Origin of the sequence: Erwinia sorbitola (assembly GCF_009738185.1) — a bacterium.
GTDB classification, from domain to species: Bacteria; Pseudomonadota; Gammaproteobacteria; order Enterobacterales; family Enterobacteriaceae; genus Erwinia; species Erwinia sorbitola.
In genome coordinates, this window is the sequence record NZ_CP046509.1 from 2,478,521 (window position 1) to 2,493,576 (window position 15,056).

A 15,056-nucleotide genomic window follows, 5' to 3' on the forward strand; every position below is an offset into this window, starting at 1 on the left:
TCAGCAATTCAGGAAATTTCCTAAATGCGATCTACGCTTAATTATAAGACGCTAAATTCCAACGAGTAGAGTGATGAGCAATTTTGTGTATCCCGATTAAAAAAAGTCAGGTTGGCATAAGGGTTGCTGTACTCACTGTAAGTTCCTTCAGGAGCTGACCAAACTTAGGCTCCTGGTACCTGTGCTAAAAATGAAAGGACGGGCATCGCCATGAATATATTCGATCACTACCGTCAGCGCTATGAAGCTGCCAAGGACGAAGAGTTCACACTGCAGGAATTTCTTACGGTCTGCCGACAAGATCGCAGTGCATACGCCAACGCGGCGGAACGACTGTTAATGGCTATAGGTGAGCCAGTGATGGTTGATACCGCTCTCCAGCCACGCCTTTCCCGACTGTTCTCCAACCGTGTGGTTGCGCGCTACCCGGCGTTTGAAGAGTTTTACGGCATGGAAGATGCGATTGAACAGATCGTTTCCTACCTGAAACATGCTGCGCAAGGGCTGGAAGAGAAGAAACAGATTCTTTACCTGCTCGGCCCGGTGGGCGGCGGGAAATCATCTCTGGCTGAACGGCTTAAATCGCTGATGCAGCGAGTACCAATCTATGTGCTCACTGCCGATGGCGAACGCAGCCCGGTTAATGACCATCCGCTCTGCCTGTTTAATCCGCAGGAAGATGCCAATATTCTTGAAAAAGAGTACGGGGTACCGCGTCGCTACCTCGGCACCATTATGTCGCCGTGGGCAGCTAAACGCCTGCACGAATTTGGTGGTGATATTACCCGTTTCAAAGTGGTGAAGGTCTGGCCGTCAATTCTGGAGCAGGTGGCGATTGCTAAAACTGAACCAGGTGATGAAAACAACCAGGATATTTCAGCACTGGTGGGTAAAGTGGATATCCGTAAACTGGAGAACCACGCGCAAAACGATCCTGATGCCTACGGCTATTCCGGTGCCCTGTGCCGTGCCAACCAGGGGATTATGGAGTTTGTGGAGATGTTCAAAGCCCCTATTAAGGTGCTGCATCCGCTGCTGACCGCGACTCAGGAAGGTAACTACAACGGTACCGAAGGGATCTCCGCCCTGCCGTTTAACGGGATTATTCTTGCGCACTCCAACGAATCTGAGTGGGTGACTTTCCGTAACAACAAGAATAACGAGGCGTTCCTTGACCGCGTTTATATCGTCAAAGTGCCTTACTGCCTGCGCGTCTCCGAAGAGATTAAGATTTATGACAAGCTGCTGGTTAACAGTGAGCTGACCCATGCGCCTTGTGCGCCGGGAACCCTGGAAACGCTGGCGCGCTTCTCCATTCTCTCGCGCCTGAAAGAGCCTGAGAACTCCAGTACTTACTCAAAAATGCGCGTGTACGATGGGGAAAGCCTGAAAGATACCGATCCTAAGTCGAAATCCTATCAGGAGTACCGTGACTACGCTGGCGTTGATGAAGGGATGAACGGGTTATCCACCCGCTTCGCCTTTAAAATCCTCTCCCGCGTATTTAACTTCGACCATGCCGAAGTCGCCGCTAACCCGGTGCATCTGTTCTACGTTCTCGAGCAGCAAATTGACCGTGAACAGTTCCCTCAGGAGCAGGCTGAGAAGTATCTTGAGCATCTGAAAGGCTACCTGATCCCGAAATATGCTGAGTTTATCGGCAAAGAGATTCAGACCGCCTATCTGGAGTCCTACTCAGAATATGGTCAGAATATCTTCGATCGCTATGTCACCTATGCTGATTTCTGGATTCAGGATCAGGAGTATCGCGATCCGGATACCGGCCAGCTGTTTGACCGTGAGTCCCTGAACGCCGAGCTGGAAAAAATTGAGAAGCCCGCCGGGATCAGCAATCCAAAAGACTTCCGTAATGAAATCGTTAACTTTGTCCTGCGTGCCCGCGCCCACAACAATGGCCGTAACCCGAACTGGACTAGCTACGAGAAACTGCGCACCGTAATTGAGAAGAAAATGTTCTCGAATACTGAGGAGCTGCTGCCGGTCATTTCATTCAACGCCAAAACGTCCACTGATGAACAGAAAAAGCACGACGACTTTGTCGACCGTATGATGGAAAAAGGCTATACCCGCAAACAGGTTCGCCTGCTGTGTGAATGGTATCTGCGTGTCAGAAAATCGTCCTGATGTGAGTCTTACCCGTTCGGGTCGGGGCATCTGCCCTGGCTCGTCTGGCAACACTGTTTGGGGGAGCTATGGCCTATTTTATCGATCGGCGTCTTAACGGGAAGAACAAGAGCGCGGTTAATCGCCAGCGCTTTTTGCGCCGCTATAAATCGCAAATCAAACAGTCGATCTCCGAGGCCATCAATAAGCGTTCGGTTACCGACGTGAGCAGCGGGGAATCCGTCTCTATTCCGATTGAAGATATTAACGAACCGAGTTTTCATCAGGGACGCGGTGGTCAGCGCCATCGTGTTCACCCGGGCAACGACCATTTTGTGCAGAATGACCGGGTAGAACGCCCTCAGGGCGGCGGCGGTGGCAGCGGAAGCGGTCAGGGCAACGCCGGTAAGGATGGCGAAGGCCAGGATGAGTTCGTGTTCAACATCTCTAAAGATGAATATCTCGATCTGCTGTTTGAAGATCTTGCGCTGCCTAATCTGAAAAAAAATCAGCACCGGCAGCTGAATGAGTACAAAAACCACCGCGCAGGCTACACCGCTAACGGGGTACCGGCCAATATCAGCGTAGTGCGATCGTTGCAAAACTCACTGGCGCGGCGAACCGCGATGACTGCGGGTAAACGGCGTATGCTGGCGGAACTGGAAGCGGCGCTTTTGCTGGTGGAAAAAAGCGAGCCGGTTCAGCTACTGGAAGAGGATCGGCTGCGTAAAGAGATTGAAGAGCTGCGTGCACGCATCAAGCGCGTACCCTTTATCGATACTTTTGACCTGCGTTACAAAAACTTTGAGAAACGCCCGGAACCTTCAAGTCAGGCAGTCATGTTCTGTCTGATGGATGTGTCTGGCTCAATGGATCAGGCCACCAAAGATATGGCCAAACGTTTTTATATTCTGCTGTATCTGTTCCTCAGCCGTACCTATAAAAACGTTGATGTGGTCTATATCCGTCACCATACACAGGCAAAAGAGGTTGATGAGCAGGAGTTCTTCTATTCGCAGGAGACCGGCGGAACCATCGTTTCCAGTGCGCTGAAGCTGATGGACGAAGTGGTTAAAGAGCGCTACGACCCTGCACAGTGGAATATTTATGCTGCACAGGCCTCCGATGGCGACAACTGGGCTGATGACTCACCGCTGTGTCACGAGATCCTGGCTAAAAATATTCTGCCGGTGGTGCGCTACTACAGCTACATCGAAATTACCCGGCGTGCTCATCAGACGCTGTGGCGTGAATATGAACATCTGCAATCCACATTTGATAACTTTGCTATCCAGCATATCCGTGAACCGGAAGATATTTATCCGGTGTTCCGCGCCCTGTTTCACAAACAGGCAGAAGAGAATTACTGACACTTTTTACTCAGCCGGTGACTGACACCGGCTGAGATATTCTTAACTCCAATGCCTGCACTGCCCCCTTCTCATGGTAAAATGCCCTCCAGACAGCGTTTTTTCTCTCGTCTTCGCACCAGTTTTTCGATTGTGCAGCGCTAATGCGTCAAATAAAGCCCATTTTGATGGTACTCAGCAGCATTTACATCTGGCTATTTTGCGATATTTTATTCTGACTGATACTTATCTTCTGTATGCAAATGAGTTGCGTCCAGATTTCGACCCTTCACCTGGTTGATAACCTGCGGTGAAAGCGGTTTTTTTACACTTCACAGGAGAAATGCCCTTTGGAAGCCAGCGCTATTTATAGTCTGTTCATTATTGGTTCTGTGCTGGTTGCGTCGAGCATTCTGTTAAGTTCTTTTTCATCCAGACTGGGGATCCCCATACTGGTGATCTTCCTTGCGCTGGGTATGCTGGCAGGTGTCGACGGTATTGGTGGCATCGCCTTTGACAATTATCCTGCCGCATATCTCATCAGTAACCTGGCACTGGCGGTGATTCTGCTTGACGGTGGTATGCGCACTCAGGCCAGCTCGTTTAAAGTTGCACTAGGCCCGGCACTGTCGCTGGCGACGGTTGGGGTACTCATCACCGCCGGGCTGACCGGGCTGGCGGCAGCCTGGCTGTTCGACCTCAACCTGATGAACGGCTTTCTTGTCGGAGCAATTATCGGTTCCACTGATGCCGCAGCGGTGTTTTCACTGCTGGGCGGCAAAGGGCTGAATGAGCGCGTGAGCGCCACGCTGGAGATCGAATCCGGCAGTAACGATCCGATGGCAGTGTTTCTGACTATTACGTTAATTGAGATGATTCAGCAGGGACAAACCGGTCTGAGCTGGATGTTCGTGGTACATATTGTTCAGCAGTTCGGGCTGGGGATTTTACTCGGTCTGGGCGGCGGCTGGGCTTTGCTACAGCTGGTTAATCGTGTTTCGCTGGCCAGCGGCCTCTATCCTTTGCTGGCTCTCAGCGGCGGGATTTTGGTGTTTTCCCTCACCACCGCGCTGGAAGGCAGTGGGATCCTCGCCGTCTATCTCTGTGGATTTGTGCTGGGTAACCGCCCTATTCGTAACCGCCACGGCATTCTGCAAACCTTTGACGGTATGGCGTGGCTGAGCCAGATTGGTATGTTTCTGGTGCTGGGCCTGCTGGTCAATCCTAAAGATCTGTGGAGTATCGCTATTCCGGCCACCCTGCTATCGCTCTGCCTGATTCTGATCGCCCGTCCACTGTCGATCATTATCGGGCTGCTGCCGTTCCGTGGGTTTAATATTCGTGAACGTATTTTCATCAGCTGGGTGGGGCTGAGAGGCGCAGTGCCGATCATTCTCGCCGTCTTCCCGATGATGGCCGGACTGCCCCACGCTTCACTGTTCTTCAATATTGCCTTCTTCGTGGTAATGGTGTCACTGATGGTTCAGGGGACTTCACTGGGCTGGGCGGCGCGTAAGGCCAGGGTCGTAGTACCGCCTATGGCTTATCCCATCTCTCGCGTGGGTCTGGATATACATCCGGAAAATCCGTGGGAACAGTTTGTTTATCAACTCAGCGCGGACAAATGGTGCGTCGGCGCGGCGCTGCGTGACCTGAGAATGCCGCGTGAAACGCGTATCGCAGCGTTATTCCGCGATAACCTGCTGCTACACCCATCCGGCAGCACCCGTCTGAGAGAGAACGATGTGCTGTGTGTAATCGGCCGGGAGCGTGATTTGCCCGCACTGGGCAAGCTGTTCAGTCAGTCTCCCCCTGTTTCACTGGATCAGCGCTTCTTCGGTGACTTTATTTTGCAGGCCGATGCCCGGTTGCAGGATGTCTCGGAAATTTACGGCATCGAGCTGGATGATGAAGCAGACACTCAGCAGACGCTTGGGCAGCTGGTTCTTGGTTTAATCGGCGGTGCACCAGTGGTGGGCGACCAGGTAGAATGGAAAAATATGGTCTGGACGGTGGCGGAAAAAGAAGCTAACGAAATCATCAAAGTTGGCGTCAGGGTACAAGAAGAGAAAGAGTAATTTTTCCTCCCTCTGTTGACAGGACAACCGACAGAGGAGAATAACACTCCACTGGATTAATCTGAAACCGTCATTTTAATCAATGACGGTTTTAAAATTCATCTATTAGTAGGTATTCAATTATCTTATTGTCATAATTTTTTATTTATTTCTTTTAGTTAGCCGTAACAACCGCGATTAACCCCCTGTGTGATTTTTCAGCTGCTTTTAGGAATTTCCCGTATTAACTAACTCAAATAACTCCTGCATACTCATCACTTCATTATGTGACGGAATAGTGTGGTCTCCCTCTTCTCCACCGTTCCGCTGCCCTTACATTGTAACAATAATGGCAACACCGACGTCAGTCTGATAAACCCTTTGGGTTTAATGTAGAGACTCCTGGACGCGTGCGTTATCCTCGTCAGGTCGTTGATTTCTCATTAAAAGAGAGCAGGCATTATGGCAAGTACTCTGGTACTAAACGATAGTCGCCGGACATATAGCGGCACAAGAAAAAATGTAATTGCGAAAGTAGCATTAAGTCTTTCAGATTTACTCTCCATCAATCTGGCACTATTTTTATCCGCAGCAACGCTGAAGGGTATTTGGGGCGATTTGGATATTTTTATCCCGCCACAGGAAGTAGAAGTTCGCTTTATCGCACAATTCGTTATGTCAGTATTGTGTACCGGATGGTTCTGGATGCGTTTGCGCCACTATACTTATCGCAAACCCTTCTGGTTTGAATTAAAAGAAATAATTAAAACGCTGGTCATTTTTTCACTGCTGGATCTGGCACTGATTGCGTTTTCCAAATGGGATTTCTCCCGCATGTTATGGAGTTTCACCTGGCTCTATGCGTTGATCCTGGTGCCTCTCCTGCGTTCATGTGTGAAGAATGCCATCCTGAAAGCGGGCCAGTGGCAGAAACATACCATTATCATCGGTTCCGGTAAAAATGCCCGTGAGGCCTATGCGGCACTGCAAAGTGAAGAGCTGCTGGGTTACGACGTTAAAGCCTTTGTCGCTCCGTCAGGGGCAAAGAGCGGGACAGCCAGTTTTAATGGCATTCCGGTCATCACACACAAAGACATTGTCTGGGATACCGTCGACCTCGATAACACCCAATTTATCGTGGCGATGGAGAACGATGAACGTGTCATCCGCGACAAATGGCTGAAGCTACTGTCGAAGAAAAAATGTCGTTCTGTCTCGGTGGTACCTACCCTGCGCGGTGTTCCACTGTACGGCACGGATATGTCATTTATCTTCAGTCACGAAGTCATGCTGCTGCGGGTAAGCAATAATCTGGCGAAACGGTCGTCGCGCTTCCTTAAGCGTACCTTTGATGTCGTGGTAGCTTCGCTACTGCTGCTGTTCCTCGCTCCGGTCTTTGGCCTGATCTGCTGGATGGTCAGCCGCGACGGTGGCAGCCCGATCTACGGTCATGAACGCGTTGGTCAGGACGGCAAAAAGTTTAAATGCCTTAAATTCCGCTCAATGGTGATGAACTCCAAAGAAGTGCTGGAAAAACTGCTGGCTACCAGTGAAGAAGCCCGCGCTGAATGGGACAAAGACTTTAAACTGAAGAACGATCCGCGCGTCACCAAAATTGGTTCGTTTATGCGTAAAACCAGCCTGGATGAACTTCCGCAGCTGTGGAACGTTATCCGCGGTGAGATGAGTCTGGTGGGGCCACGTCCTGTGATTGAGGCTGAACTGGAGCGTTATGCCGGTGACGTCGATTACTATCTGATGGCAAAACCCGGCATGACCGGTCTGTGGCAGGTAAGCGGTCGTAACGATATTGACTACGATACCCGCGTTTACTTCGACTCCTGGTATGTGAAAAACTGGGCGCTGTGGACTGATATTGCCATTTTATTCAAAACGGCAGGCGTGGTACTACGCCGCGATGGTGCCTATTAATTTGCGTTAACCTCCTGTATGCCATCGTTATTGGCTGTTTCTGGTAATAACGATGGCCACTTGCCTCCCTGCATTTTTATTAATTTCTGCTTTTCTTTTAAGCCTGATATCTCTACCCTGTCCGGCTTGCTTTACTCTGGACGCCACACCTGCCATGCAAAAATATACGCTTCTGTTACTCAGCCTGGTGCTGCTTGCACCATTAGGCATTGACCTCTATTTGCCCACGCTGCCCGATATCGCTGTCGGTCTGAATACACCTGTCTCCGCCATCCAGACCACTATCCCGCTGTTTTTGCTGGTAATGGGACTGGGCCAGATCATCGCCGGCCCGCTGGTTGATAATATTGGCCGCAAGCCTATCGCGCTGATTGGCCTGCTGCTGTACGTTACCGGCAGCGTTCTTGCCGCCACCGCCAGCGGCTGGCCACAATTTCTTAGTGCGCGTGTTATTCAGGGTTGTGCGGTTTGCTGTACCGCTGTGGTGGCCTTCAGCGGCGTACGTGACCGCCTGGACGGTGACGAAGCGGCGCGTGCCTATGGTTTCTTAAACGGGGCGCTGAATATTGTTCCTGCGCTGGCACCAATGCTGGGAGGGTTTCTGGCAGCGGCGTTTGGCTGGCGGGCAAACTTCTGGTTCCTGACAGGCTATGCGTTGGTTATCGCCGTGCTGGTGATGCTTTTCCTGCCGGAAACCCGCCCTGCTGATACTAAAAAAGTAAAAGGTCTGCCGGTACGCCAGTACTGGCAAATTCTGCGGGAGCCGCGTTTTCTTGCCTTTGCTTTTGCCAACGCGGGTGCGTTGGGTATGGTGCTGACCTATGTTTCACTGGCCCCCCATGTACTGATGACCGAAGGTAAACTCAGCGCGCTGCAATTCTCCATCGCATTCGGAGCCAACGGGTTCTGGATCATGCTGGTCAGCGTGCTGGTCAATAAAATGATCCGCAAAGTGGGCCGCCCGATCTGTCTGGCGATTGGCGCACTGGCGATGACGCTGGGTGCAGTGACGTTAATGGCGGGGGTCATGCTGTTCCCTGCTGAGTTACAAACGCACTGGGCGCTGTATATGCTACCGGTTGCCATCTCAGTGGCCGGGCTGGCCTTCACCGCTGGCCCCGCCACCAGCTATGCGCTGGAACCGTACCAGCAGCAGGCAGGCGTCGCATCGGCGCTGGTGGGCTTTATTCAGATGGCGGGCGGATCCACTACGGGGCTGATAGCGATGGCATTACCTGTCGCGGAGAAATCCGCGCTGGCGCTGATGATGATGGCCGGTGGAGTACTGGCGCTTACCGCCTGGCGTTTTAGTAAAAAAGTGCGCGGTACGCTGACCGCGCTCTGATTCTATTCAACAATAACCGGCACCCGGGGAGCGAGCGCGCACATCAGCTCATATCCGACGGTGCCGGATGCCGCTGCAACATCATCGATCTTGACGTTATTGCCCCACATCTCCACCCGGCTGCCAATACCGGCCTGCGGGCACGGGGTTAAATCAACGGTGATCATATCCATCGAGATTGCCCCGACGGTATGCGTCATTATGCCATCCACCATGATCGGCGTACCGGTAGGAGCATGACGCGGGTAACCGTCTGCATAACCACAGGCCACCACGCCGATACGCTGCTCACCTGATGCCCGATAGCGGCTACCGTAACCAACAGCGCTACCCGTAGTTAGCTGCTGGGTGCCAATCACCTCTGTGGTTAACGTCATCACCGGCTGTAAACCACTGCTGGCGATATCCTGCCACTTGCCGCTGGGAGAGGCTCCATAGAGAATAATACCCGGCCGTACCCAGTTATGATGAGTCTGCGGATGCCACAGTGTCGCCGCTGAATTTGCCAGCGAACGTGCACAGTTAAGCCCTTCGGCTGCCTGCTCGATACGGCGCATCGGCCCGGCAATACCTTCCGCGGTTTCGGCTTCGGCAAAGTGAGCCATCAGCGTCATTTCTCCGACGTTTTCCAGCGAACGCAGCTTTTGCCATGCGTTATGCACCTGATCGGGCTGGAAACCCAGCCGGTTCATACCGCTGTTCATTTTGAGGTAAATATCCAGCGGGGCGGAGAGCGTCGCTTTCGCCAGCGCCTGAATCTGCCAGTTACTGTGAATGCTGGTGGTCAGTCGATATTGATCAAGGAGAGTCAAATCCTCAGCGTGGAAGAATCCTTCAAGTAGCAGAATAGGCTTTTTCCAGCCCTGCTCCCGCAGCAGAATCGCCTCTTCCAGATTCAGTAACGCAAAGCCATCCGTTTCAGCAAGGCTCTGCCAGACACGCTCAATACCATGCCCGTAGGCATTGGCCTTTACCACTGACCACAGGCGGGAACCGCCAGCAGCCTGGCGCGCCACTGCCAGGTTTTGCCGCAACGCGGCGCGATTAATCGTTGCGACAATCGGACGAGACATACCCTCTCCTTGTAAAACCATACGATAAGTTAGCGAACATTGGCACTGTGCAGTGAGCGCACCGGGGCCGGATGATAGCCCGGCAGATAGCGCATTACGGACAGGTCATCAGCAGAAATAGCCGGTGTTTTACCAGAAATAATATCCGCCAGAAGCTGCCCTGAACCGCAGGCCATCGTCCAACCAAGAGTACCATGACCGGTATTAAGGAACAGGTTTTTCAACGGGGTACGACCAACAATTGGCGTACCGTCTGGCGTCATCGGGCGCAGCCCGCTCCAGAAGGTCGCCTGTTCGATATGTCCCCCGTGCGGGAAGAGATCGCCCACCACCATTTCCAGCGTGCGACGACGCGCCGGTAGCAGTTTCGTGTTAAATCCGACTATCTCTGCCATACCGCCCACGCGAATTCGGTCATCGAAGCGGGTGATCGCCACTTTATAGGTTTCATCGAGCACTGTAGAAACCGGAGCGGCAGCTGGATCCTTAACCGGGATAGTCAGTGAATAACCTTTCAGCGGATAAACCGGTATGTTAACGATCTCATTGAGCAACGCGGTCGAGAAGGAGCCAAACGCCACCACATAGGCATCCGCGGTAATCATTTCACTGCCGCACTTGACCCCGCTGATGCGATTTCCATCCTGCACCAGGGCATCCACCGCCGTATTAAAGCGGAAGGTTACCCCAGCAGCGGCAGCCATTTCGGCCAGGCGCTGGGTAAACAGCTGGCAGTCTCCGGTTTCATCATTGGGTAAGCGTAATCCCCCCGTCAGTTTGTGCTGTGTGGCCGCCAGCGCCGGCTCTGCCTGTAATAGCTGCGCAGCTTCCAGCAGCTCGTAAGGCACGCCCGCCTCTTTGAGTACCGCAATATCTTTCGCTGCACTTTCATACTGCTGGGCAGTACGGAACAGCTGCAATGTGCCGCCCTGGCGCCCTTCGTAGGCAATTCCGGTCTCCTGACGCAGCATCTTCAGGCAGTCGCGGCTGTATTCAGCAATCCGCACCATGCGGCTTTTATTCTGCTGATAATGGCGCATATCGCAGTTACGCAACATCTGCCACATCCATTGCAGCTGGAAACGGCTGCCATCAAGGCGGATCGCCAGCGGTGCATGACGCTGAAACATCCATTTTACTGCTTTAAACGGCACGCCGGGTGCAGCCCATGGGGCGGCATAGCCGGGTGAAATTTGTCCTGCATTGGCGGCACTGGTTTCCAGCGCTGCCGCTGGCTGGCGATCGATTACCGTCACCTCGTGCCCGGCCTGTGCCAGATACCAGGCGCTTGCCACGCCCACCACGCCACTGCCCAGAATGACAACTCGCATATCCACCTTACCTCACAGAGAAATATTAAAGAATTATGCACTGGATGATCGGCTTCAACATGGAGGAAAACACCAGTTACAACACTCACATTCCGCTGACATATTTCACATCTTTTTTACCCTGTAGGTAAATAAAAACAAGATGCGCACGGTAATTCAGTCGAACAATCTGCTTTATTTGATTTTTAAGCAGAAAATAACCCACAATCAGCATAAATACACAAAGACCAGAACATTCTCACTCCGTCATAACTTAATACTATAAACAGGATTTTATCCTGCAAATACCAATTAAATATGAATTTACCGTTACGTAAAAATCTTTTTTTTAACAGCGCTGGATTTTGTATCGAAGATTTCAATTGTTTTAACGGGAGGGATACGAGACAGTGAACTATCATTGAGATATTGGCTTTAATTCCAGGCTTATCTGCGCGTCACTTGTACGGGTAAGTCGAGATGAAAACGGACATTTTGCCGTGAGGTAATCCGGTTTTATAAAAAGGGGTGCGCTATGACCACGATGTTTGACATTCCGGTTAAGGACAGCAAACGACTCGATGATGGACCAGACTGGACTTTCGACCTGCTTGATGAGTATCTCAAGGAGATAGACCGCGTTGCTAAATCCTACCGTCTGGATACCTACCCCCATCAGATAGAGATAATTACCTCTGAGCAGATGATGGATGCTTACTCCAGCGTGGGTATGCCGATTAACTATGCTCACTGGTCATTCGGTAAGAAGTTTATCGAAACTGAGCAGCGCTACAAACATGGCCAGCAAGGCCTTGCCTACGAAATTGTCATTAACTCCAATCCCTGCATTGCCTATCTCATGGAAGAAAATACCATGACGATGCAGGCGCTGGTGATGGCACATGCCTGCTATGGCCACAACTCCTTCTTTAAAAATAACTACCTGTTCCGCAGCTGGACAGATGCCAGCTCCATCGTCGATTATCTGATTTTCGCCCGTAACTATATTACTCAGTGTGAAGAGCGTTATGGCGTTGAAAACGTTGAGCGCCTGCTGGATTCCTGCCATGCGCTGATGAATTATGGCGTTGATCGCTACAAGCGCCCGCAAAAGATCTCTTTACAGGAAGAGAAAGCCCGCCAGCAGAGTCGTGAAGAGTACCTGCAAAGTCAGGTAAATATGCTGTGGCGCACTCTGCCCCGCCGTGAGCGGGAAGAGGCTGCGTTTGCCAATACGCGCTACCCTTCAGAACCGCAGGAAAACCTGCTGTACTTTATGGAGAAAAATGCGCCGCTGCTGGAACCATGGCAGCGCGAATGTCTGCGCATCGTTCGTAAAGTCAGCCAGTACTTTTACCCGCAGAAGCAGACTCAGGTGATGAATGAGGGCTGGGCTACCTTCTGGCACTACACCATTCTTAATCATCTGTATGACGAAGGTAAGGTCTCAGAGCGCTTTATGCTTGAGTTCCTGCATAGCCACACCAATGTGGTGTTCCAGCCGCCTTACAACAGCCAGTGGTACAACGGGATTAATCCGTATGCGCTGGGCTTTGCGATGTTCCAGGACATCAAGCGCATCTGTGAAGAGCCGACGGAAGAAGACCGTCACTGGTTCCCGGATATCGCCGGTTCCAACTGGCTGGATACCCTGCACTTTGCGATGAAAGAGTTTAAGGATGAGAGCTTTATCAGCCAGTTCCTCTCACCTAAGATAATGCGCGATTTCCGCCTCTTCACTGTGATGGATGATGACCGCAATAATTTCCTGGAAATTGCGGCGATTCACGATGAAGCCGGTTACCGGGCGATTCGTCAGCAGCTTTCTGCACAGTATAATCTGAGTAACCTGGAGCCTAATATTCAGGTATACGACGTTGATCTGCGTGGGGATCGCTCGCTGACGCTACGCTATGTGCCGCATAACCGCGCTCCACTGGATAAGAGCCGCCGGGAAGTGCTGAAACATGTGCATCGTCTTTGGGGCTTTGATATCAATCTGGAACAGCAGAACGAAGATGGTAGCGTTGAGATCCTCGATCGCTGCCCGCCACGCCCGGGCACTACTATCTGATTTGACGGGGCGGCAGGATAATTCTGTCTCCCCCTTCTCCCCATGGTGAAAATGCTTACCAGCAAAAAAGGGCTGCCCCGGAAGGCCAGCCCTTATTTATTGCGAAAATCTGCGGTTAACGACGAGCCGGAGGCAGGTCGGTAGGCATACTGGTCTGCATGGCATGCCAGATTTCACCGCTGCGGCGGCCATAATCGCGCACGCTGTCGATGATCTGCTCATACTGTTGAGTCTGTAATATCGTGAGCAGCTGCTGGTAAAAAGCCTGTGCCAGATGACGCGCTTCCGGGTTAGAGAAATAGTGACGGCCCACGCGGGTGTACAGCCCTTTTAGTCCATTGATAATCAGACCGTAAATGGGATTTCCCGAGGCAAATGCCAGCCCGCGGAAGATGCTGTAATCCAGATTAGTATAGGCTTCCGCATGATCTTCAACGTGATTGGCGGTTTCCAATACCTCCCGCGCCTGATCCGGATAGGCACGAATGGCACGACGGATAAAGATCGAAGAGATATTGGTTCGCACTGACAGCAGATTATCAACCAGCTGCGGCACGCTATCATGATCAAGACGCGCCAGTGTTTCCAGGATACTCAGCCCCGAGGTTTCCCAGAAATTATTCACTTTTGTTGGCTTACCATGCTGGATAGTGAGCCAGCCGTCACGCGCCAGGCGCTGCAACACCTCACGAAGCGTGGTACGGGTTACACCAATCAGTTCGGAGAGTTCACGTTCAGCGGGTAAGATTGACCCCGGAGGGAAACGGCTGTTCCAGATACTTTCAATGATATACTCTTCAGCGAAACCCGCCGGGCTCTGCGCCTTAATAACCATAGCGTTCTTTTTCCGTTGCGTTTATTTCTTCAAAATTCAGCTCATCATACCAGACGCACCAGGCATCACCTAGCCTGGAGGCAAGGGAAAAGGAGATCGCCTGCAAAAAAAGCCGCGATTCTTTTCTATCTGTGCGCGGATATTTCCGGCTTCCTCAGAAGTCAGCGCGTGTATCGTAGAATATCGACATTTATCGTCATTAGAATTAATTTAAGTCATTTTCCTGCTTAAATTTTTCCCTCCTGGCTGGATTGCGGACGCTTTTCGTTTACACTGCCGTTTGAATCTATTCCGGACGGATAAACTAATGTTGAGATATCTGAATCGCTGCTCTGGCGGCCGGGGTGCCTGGTTACTTTTGGCACTGACCGCTTTCGCTCTTGAGATGACCGCGCTCTATTTTCAGCACGTGATGCTGCTGAAACCCTGCGTGATGTGTATCTATGAACGCTGCGCCCTGTTTGGGATTATGGGTGCCGGTATCGTAGGCGCTATTGCGCCGAAAACGCCACTGCGCTGGGTCGCTATTGTGATCTGGCTCTACAGCGCCTGGGAAGGTGTTCGACTGGCATGGGAACACACCATGATCCAGCTCCATCCATCGCCGTTTGTCACCTGCGATTTTGCCGCCCGTTTCCCGACGTGGCTGCCGCTGGATAAATGGTTCCCTTCTGTCTTTGTTGCCAGCGGTGATTGTGCTGACAAAGTCTGGTCATTCCTGACGCTGAGTATGCCGCAGTGGCTGGTGGGCATCTGCGCGGCCTACCTACTGGTAGCGGTACTGGTGCTGATTGCTCAGGCTTTCAAACCTAAAAGACGCGACCTCTTCTCTCGCTAATTGACCCGTCGAAACCTGGATTCGTCTCCTGGTTTTGTCCTACTGCCTCTTATTCCTCCGGGGATAAGAGGCAAAAAAAAAGCCCCGCATACGCGAAGCTTTCTTATCTGTTGTTATTA

10 protein-coding genes are annotated in these 15,056 nt (G+C 51.8%); 7 read left to right on the forward strand and 3 right to left on the reverse strand.

Going from position 1 to position 15,056, the window contains the following annotated elements; genetic code table 11:
* Positions 1-210 precede the first annotated feature (210 nt).
* The 5 genes from yeaG to GN242_RS11095 all read left to right on the forward strand — a co-directional run bounded on the left by yeaG (position 211) and on the right by GN242_RS11095 (position 8,807).
* Positions 211-2,145, forward strand: coding sequence for a protein kinase YeaG (gene yeaG / locus GN242_RS11075; RefSeq protein WP_154751039.1), 1,935 nt, complete (start codon positions 211-213; stop codon positions 2,143-2,145).
* Between the two features lie 68 nt (positions 2,146-2,213).
* A complete protein-coding gene (locus GN242_RS11080) occupies positions 2,214-3,494 on the forward strand; it encodes a YeaH/YhbH family protein (RefSeq protein ID WP_156287486.1) in 1,281 nt (426 codons plus the stop codon).
* A 329-nt stretch (positions 3,495-3,823) separates the two neighbouring features.
* Positions 3,824-5,551, forward strand: coding sequence for a potassium/proton antiporter (locus GN242_RS11085; protein WP_154751037.1), 1,728 nt, complete (start codon positions 3,824-3,826; stop codon positions 5,549-5,551).
* Between the two features lie 441 nt (positions 5,552-5,992).
* On the forward strand, positions 5,993-7,462 hold the full coding sequence (gene wbaP, locus GN242_RS11090; RefSeq protein WP_154751036.1) for an undecaprenyl-phosphate galactose phosphotransferase WbaP: 1,470 nt from the start codon (positions 5,993-5,995) through the stop codon (positions 7,460-7,462).
* Between the two features lie 154 nt (positions 7,463-7,616).
* Positions 7,617-8,807 carry a multidrug effflux MFS transporter gene (locus tag GN242_RS11095; protein ID WP_156287487.1) on the forward strand — a complete coding sequence of 397 codons (1,191 nt, stop codon included), beginning with the start codon at positions 7,617-7,619 and terminating at the stop codon, positions 8,805-8,807.
* 2 nt (positions 8,808-8,809) lie between these two features.
* Here the strand turns inward: GN242_RS11095 and dadX are convergent, their stop codons facing one another.
* Positions 8,810-9,880 carry a catabolic alanine racemase DadX gene (dadX, locus tag GN242_RS11100; RefSeq protein WP_154751034.1) on the reverse strand — a complete coding sequence of 357 codons (1,071 nt, stop codon included), beginning with the start codon at positions 9,878-9,880 and terminating at the stop codon, positions 8,810-8,812.
* A gap of 29 nt (positions 9,881-9,909) precedes the next feature.
* Entirely contained in the window at positions 9,910-11,211 is a 1,302-nt protein-coding gene (locus GN242_RS11105) for a D-amino acid dehydrogenase (RefSeq protein WP_154751033.1), read from the reverse strand.
* Between the two features lie 514 nt (positions 11,212-11,725).
* Here GN242_RS11105 and GN242_RS11110 point away from each other — a divergent pair.
* A complete protein-coding gene (locus tag GN242_RS11110) occupies positions 11,726-13,264 on the forward strand; it encodes a SpoVR family protein (RefSeq protein WP_156287488.1) in 1,539 nt (512 codons plus the stop codon).
* A gap of 115 nt (positions 13,265-13,379) precedes the next feature.
* On the opposite strand, the gene fadR is transcribed toward GN242_RS11110, so the two are convergent.
* The gene (fadR, locus tag GN242_RS11115; RefSeq protein WP_154751031.1) at positions 13,380-14,099 is read right to left on the reverse strand and encodes a fatty acid metabolism transcriptional regulator FadR; all 720 of its coding nucleotides are present in this window, start codon (positions 14,097-14,099) and stop codon (positions 13,380-13,382) included.
* Between the two features lie 307 nt (positions 14,100-14,406).
* Between fadR and dsbB the strand changes: the two genes are divergently transcribed.
* Positions 14,407-14,937: a disulfide bond formation protein DsbB gene (gene dsbB, locus GN242_RS11120; RefSeq protein ID WP_154751030.1), complete on the forward strand. Its 531-nt coding sequence runs from the start codon at positions 14,407-14,409 to the stop codon at positions 14,935-14,937.
* Positions 14,938-15,056: the final 119 nt, after the last annotated feature.